This window comes from Klebsiella sp. X1-16S-Nf21 (assembly GCF_002837615.1).
Taxonomy (GTDB): Bacteria; Pseudomonadota; Gammaproteobacteria; order Enterobacterales; family Enterobacteriaceae; genus Klebsiella; species Klebsiella variicola.
Genome location: NZ_PJDK01000133.1, coordinates 1 through 5898 on the forward strand (window position 1 = coordinate 1; position 5898 = coordinate 5898).

Below are 5898 nucleotides of genomic sequence, written 5' to 3' on the forward strand. Positions count from 1 at the left end.
CAGCGGCTGTTCCCGCAAGTGATGCAGGTGGCGGTCTTTGATACCAGCTTTCACCAGACCCTGGCCCCGGAGGCTTTTCTCTATGGTCTGCCGTGGGAGTATTACCAGAACCTCGGGGTACGCCGCTACGGTTTCCACGGTACCTCGCACCGCTATGTGTCCCGGCGCGCCCTGGCGCTGCTCGGGTTGCCGGAGCAGGAGAGCGGCCTGGTGATCGCCCACCTGGGCAATGGCGCCTCGATCTGCGCGGTGCGCAACGGCCGCAGCGTGGACACCTCGATGGGAATGACGCCGCTGGAGGGGCTGATGATGGGCACCCGCAGCGGCGATGTCGACTTCGGCGCCATGGCGTGGATTGCCGGGGAGACCCGGCAGACCCTCAGCGACCTGGAGCGGGTGGCCAACACCGCCTCCGGCCTGCTGGGGATCTCCGGCCTTTCCTCCGACCTGCGGGTGCTGGAGCAGGCGTGGCATGAGGGCCATGCCCGCGCCCGCCTGGCAATTAAAACCTTTGTCCATCGCATCGCCCGTCATATTGCCGGTCACGCCGCGGCGCTGCAGCGTCTCGACGGCATTATTTTCACCGGCGGGATTGGCGAGAACTCGGTGCTAATCCGTCGGCTGGTGAGCGAGCGGCTGGCGGTCTTTGGCCTTGAGATGGACGTCGCCCGCAACCAACAGCCGAATTCGGTCGGCGAACGCCTGATCTCCGCCGACGCCAGCCGGGTGCGCTGCGCGGTTATACCTACCAATGAAGAGCGCATGATTGCCCTAGATGCGATCCGCTTAGGGCGGATCCACACGGCGGCGCTGGCCTGACTTTTTATTCTGTAGAGAGACGATGTTCATGAAAGTAGATATCGATACCCAGGATGTACGATACGCCGAGGCCTGGCAGGGCTTTCGCGGTACGGCGTGGCAAACGCAGATCGACGTCCGCGATTTTATTCAGCATAACTACACCCCTTACGAGGGCGATGAGTCTTTCCTCGCCGACGCGACGCCAGCGACCACCGCCCTCTGGGAGCAGGTGATGGCCGGGATCCGCGTCGAGAACGCCACCCATGCGCCGGTGGATTTCGACACCAATGTCGCCACCTCCATCACCGCCCACGCGGCGGGCTATATCAACCAGCCGCTGGAAAAGATCGTCGGCCTGCAAACGGACCAGCCGCTGAAGCGCGCCCTGCATCCTTTTGGCGGCATCAATATGATCAAAAGCGCCTTCGAGGCCTATGGCCGCGAAATGGATCCCGCCTTTGAGTATCAGTTTACGGCGCTGCGCAAGACCCACAATCAGGGGGTATTTGACGTCTATTCCCCGGATATGCTGCGCTGTCGCAAGTCGGGGGTGCTGACCGGGCTGCCGGACGGCTATGGCCGCGGACGGATCATCGGCGATTACCGCCGCGTCGCGCTGTACGGCATCCGCTATCTGGTTCGCGAACGTGAGCTGCAGTTTGCCGACCTGCAGCCAGCCCTTGAGCGCGGCGAGGCGCTGGAGGCCACCCTGCGCCTGCGCGAAGAGCTGGCCGAACAGCGGCGCGCGCTGCAGCAGATGCAGGAGATGGCGGCCCGCTACGGCTGCGATATCGCCCACCCGGCGCGCACTGCCCGGGAGGCGGTGCAGTGGCTGTACTTCGCCTACCTGGCGGCGGTGAAGTCGCAGAACGGCGGTGCCATGTCGCTGGGGCGCACGGCCACCTTCCTCGACATCTATATCGAACGCGATCTGCGGGCGGGTCGGCTCAATGAACAGCAGGCCCAGGAGCTCATTGACCACTTCATCATGAAGATCCGCATGGTGCGTTTCCTGCGCACCCCGGAATTTGACACGCTGTTCTCCGGGGATCCCATCTGGGCGACGGAGGTGCTGGGCGGTATGGGGCTGGATGGCCGCACCCTGGTCAGTAAAACCACCTTCCGTTACCTGCATACCCTGCACACCATGGGGCCGGCGCCGGAGCCGAACCTGACCGTGCTCTGGTCGCAGGCGCTGCCGGTGGCGTTTAAAAAATATGCCGCCCGGGTCTCTATCGCCACCTCGTCGCTGCAGTATGAGAACGACGATCTGATGCGCAGCGATTTTCACAGCGACGACTACGCCATCGCCTGCTGCGTTAGCCCGATGGTGATCGGCAAGCAGATGCAGTTCTTCGGCGCCCGCGCCAATCTCGCCAAAACGCTGCTCTACGCGATTAACGGCGGGGTGGATGAGAAACTGAAGATCCAGGTGGGGCCGAAAACCGACCCTCTGCGTGATGAGGTGCTGGACTATGACACCGTGATGGCCAGCCTCGACCACTTTATGGACTGGCTGGCGGTGCAGTACATCAGCGCGCTGAACATCATCCATTGTATGCATGATAAGTACAGCTACGAGGCGGCGCTGATGGCCCTGCACGACCGCGACGTCTACCGCACGATGGCCTGCGGCATCGCCGGCCTGTCGGTGGCGGCGGATTCGCTGTCGGCGATAAAGTACGCCCGGGTGAAGCCGGTGCGCGATCACCACGGGCTGGCGGTGGACTTTGTCATTGAGGGCGATTATCCGCAGTACGGCAACAACGACGATCGGGTCGATGCCATCGCCTGCGACCTGGTGGAGCGCTTTATGCGCAAAATTCAGACGCTCCCCACCTGGCGCCAGGCGGTGCCGACCCAGTCGATCCTGACCATCACCTCCAACGTGGTATACGGACAGAAAACCGGCAATACGCCGGACGGACGTCGGGCGGGGACGCCGTTCGCCCCGGGGGCCAATCCGATGCATGGCCGCGACCGGAAAGGGGCGGTGGCGTCGCTGACCTCGGTGGCGAAACTGCCGTTTACCTACGCCAAAGATGGCATCTCGTATACCTTCTCCATCGTGCCGGCGGCCCTCGGCAAAGCCCCGTCGGCGCAGGAAAACAACCTGGTGGGGCTGCTGGACGGCTACTTCCACCACGAGGAGACGGTGGAGGGGGGACAGCATCTTAACGTCAATGTGCTGAACCGGGAAAAGCTGCTCGATGCGATAGAACACCCGGAGGAGTATCCGAATCTGACGATCCGCGTCTCCGGCTATGCGGTCCGCTTTAACGCGCTGACCCGCGAGCAGCAGCAGGATGTGATCTCCCGAACGTTCACCAGTCAACTCTGAGCGGCCGCCAGGCCACAGGAGAGCCTTTAACGGGCTCTCCTGTTATCATCTTCACATTACCGCAACAAAATAATCACCACTGTTGATCATATTCGCATTTTTGCACCACGCTGGCGCGCAGCGACCGCTAACTGCATCTATGTTTAGCTCACGGGCCGGTACGGATACCGCGTTGTCCGGCTCGCCACGTGATGGCAACCGATCTCCTGACCTGAAAGGGAATGCGCCCTTGCCGGATGCGGCACGGGTTGCCGTCGCGTGCGCACTGACCGGGGCGTCCGCGCTCCGGCGCGACCTCTCTACCTGGCGGGATTTTTGCTTCTTCCACCCTGGCCGTCCTGGCGCTGCGCCAACGTCGGCACCACACGGTAAGTGATATTTTCTGCGTCATTCCATGACGCCAGGCTTTACATCGCTGAGGAATATCCGAATGTCTTTGAAACTGAAAACAATGACGCTTCATGTTGTGATAGCAGGTTGTATGAGCATGGCCTTTTACGCCCAGGCAGACGTGAAGATCGGCGTCGCCGGGCCCTTTACCGGACCCAACGCCACCTACGGCGCCCAGTACTGGAAGGGGGCTTCGCAGGCGGTGGCCGATATCAATGCCGCCGGCGGTATCAAAGGCGAAAAGATTGTGCTGGTGCAGGGGGATGACGCGTGCGAACCGAAGCAGGCGGTGGCGGTGGCCAACCGGCTGGTGGATGAAGCGAAAGTCTCCGCCGTGGTGGGGCACTTTTGCTCTTCCTCAACGATGCCGGCTTCCGAGGTATATGACGAAGCTGGGATCCTGACCATTACCCCCGGCTCGACCAACCCGCAGATCACCGAGCGCGGCATGAAGGACCTTTTCCGCATGTGTGGTCGTGACGATCAGCAGGGGGCGATTGCCGCCAACTATATGCTGGACGTGCTGAAGGCGAAGAAAATTGCCGTCATCCACGATAAAGACACCTATGGTCAGGGGCTGGCCGATGCCACCCGCGCGGCGCTGGCGAAGCGGGGCACCAAAGAAGTGTTGTACGAAGGCCTCTCCCGCGGTGAAAAAGACTTTAACGCCCTGGTGACCAAGATCGGCGCCCTCAAGCCGGACGTGGTCTACTTTGGCGGCTGTCATCCGGAAGCGGGCCCGCTGGTGCGTCAGATGCGCGAGCAGGGGGTGCAGGCCAAATTCTTCTCCGGCGACTGTATCGTCACCGAGGAGCTGGTGACGGCCGCCGGCGGGCCGCAGTTCACCAACGGCGTGCTGATGACCTTTGGTCAGGATCCACGCACTCTCCCGGAAGGCAAAGCGGTGATCGAGAAGTTCCGCGCCAGCGGCTTTGAACCAGAAGGCTATACCCTCTACGCCTACGCCTCCATTCAGGCTATTGCCGCGGCCTGGAACGCCGTGGGTACCGATAACGCCAAAGCCAGCGACTGGCTGAAGAGCCACGATGTCGATACGGTAATGGGCAAGAAAGCCTGGGATGGCAAAGGCGACCTCAAGGTGTCCGACTACGTGGTCTATCAGTGGGACGACAAGGGCAAATATCATCAGCTCTGATCGGCCACGACCTGAGGACGCTCTGTCCTTTTGACTTGCGAATCGTCACACGGCGGCGGTCGACCGGGAACGGAACCCGGCGGCCGTCTGCCTGGCGGCTGGAGGGGCTATGACGGCGTTTTTTCTGCAACAACTGATCAATGGGCTGACGCTGGGCGCAGTGTACGGCTTAATCGCCATCGGCTACACCATGGTGTATGGGATCATCGGCATGATCAACTTCGCCCACGGCGAGGTGTATATGGTCTCCGCCTATCTGTGCGCCATCGGCCTGGCGCTGCTCTCTTTCTTCGGGATCCACTCCTTTCCGCTGCTGATTTTCGCCACCCTGGTGTTCACCATCGTGGTCACTGGCGTATATGGCTGGGCGATCGAGCGCATCGCCTACCGGCCGCTGCGCAACTCGACGCGGCTGGCGCCGCTGATCTCGGCTATCGGAATGTCGCTGATCCTGCAGAACTATGTCCAGCTGAGCCAGGGGCCGAACCAGCAGGGGATCCCGACGCTGCTCAGCGGCGCGCTGCGCATGACGGTGGGCGATGGGGTGGTGCAGATCACCTGGACCAAGGTGTTTATTCTCGTCGCGGCGCTGGTGGGGATGCTGACCCTGACCTGGATTATCCAGTACACCCGGCTGGGGCGCATCTGTCGCGCTACCCAGCAGGACCGGCGTATGGCGGCGATCCTTGGCATCAATACCGACCGGGTGATCTCCCTGGTGTTTGTCATCGGCGCGGCGATGGCCGGTCTGGCCGGCGTGCTGGTGACCATGAACTACGGCACCTTCGACTTCTATATCGGATTTATTATCGGCATCAAAGCCTTTACCGCCGCGGTGCTGGGCGGGATCGGCTCGCTGCCTGGCGCGATGCTGGGCGGACTGCTGCTCGGGGTGGCCGAAGCCCAGTTCGCCGGGCTGGTGAATTCGGATTACAAAGATGTCTTTTCCTTTGCGCTGCTGGTGGCGATCCTGATTTTTCGCCCGCAGGGGCTGCTGGGACGTCCGCTGGTGGCCAAGGTCTAAGGAGGCTTTATGGGTGAATTTACGCGCCAGCCTGCGCGGGATATCAAAAGCGCGCTAATCGACAGCGTGCTGGCCGGTCTTTGCGCGTTAATTGTCTTTGGCCCGATCGTCGGCGTGGTGCTCAAAGGGTATGGTTTTACCCTCGCGCCCGCGCGGGTGGCGATCCTCGTGGCGGTGGTGATGGCC

At 62.0% G+C, this 5898-nt stretch carries 6 protein-coding genes; 5 read left to right on the forward strand and 1 reads right to left on the reverse strand.

From position 1 onward, the window contains the following. Both CW267_RS29340 and pflB read left to right on the forward strand, forming a co-directional pair. Nucleotides 1-819, forward strand: an 819-nt coding sequence (locus tag CW267_RS29340; protein ID WP_101148707.1) for an acetate/propionate family kinase, incomplete at its 5' end; no start/stop codon positions are given. Between the two features lie 28 nt (nucleotides 820-847). After that, nucleotides 848-3142, forward strand: a complete 2295-nt coding sequence (gene pflB, locus CW267_RS29345) for a formate C-acetyltransferase (RefSeq protein WP_032736191.1) — start codon at nucleotides 848-850, stop codon at nucleotides 3140-3142. A 51-nt stretch (nucleotides 3143-3193) separates the two neighbouring features. On the opposite strand, the gene CW267_RS31010 is transcribed toward pflB, so the two are convergent. Continuing rightward, nucleotides 3194-3340 (reverse strand): hypothetical protein, encoded by a 147-nt coding sequence (locus tag CW267_RS31010; protein WP_004225356.1) that lies wholly within the window; start codon nucleotides 3338-3340, stop codon nucleotides 3194-3196. Between the two features lie 289 nt (nucleotides 3341-3629). Between CW267_RS31010 and CW267_RS29350 the strand changes: the two genes are divergently transcribed. The 3 genes from CW267_RS29350 to CW267_RS29360 all read left to right on the forward strand — a co-directional run. After that, nucleotides 3630-4688, forward strand: coding sequence for a branched-chain amino acid ABC transporter substrate-binding protein (locus CW267_RS29350; RefSeq protein WP_162494489.1), 1059 nt, complete (start codon nucleotides 3630-3632; stop codon nucleotides 4686-4688). A gap of 109 nt (nucleotides 4689-4797) precedes the next feature. Continuing rightward, nucleotides 4798-5712, forward strand: coding sequence for an ABC transporter permease subunit (locus CW267_RS29355; RefSeq protein ID WP_008804338.1), 915 nt, complete (start codon nucleotides 4798-4800; stop codon nucleotides 5710-5712). A 9-nt stretch (nucleotides 5713-5721) separates the two neighbouring features. Continuing rightward, the coding region (locus tag CW267_RS29360) for a DUF3382 domain-containing protein (protein WP_133124766.1) at nucleotides 5722-5898 on the forward strand (177 nt) is incomplete at its 3' end.

Excerpts from the sequence above, each read along its gene's own strand:
- pflB (WP_032736191.1), top strand. The coding sequence starts at position 848 with ATGAAAGTAGATATCGATACCCAGGATGTACGATACGCCGAGGCCTGG.
- CW267_RS29350 (WP_162494489.1), top strand. The coding sequence starts at position 3,630 with ATGGCCTTTTACGCCCAGGCAGACGTGAAGATCGGCGTCGCCGGGCCC.
- CW267_RS29355 (WP_008804338.1), top strand. The coding sequence starts at position 4,798 with ATGACGGCGTTTTTTCTGCAACAACTGATCAATGGGCTGACGCTGGGC.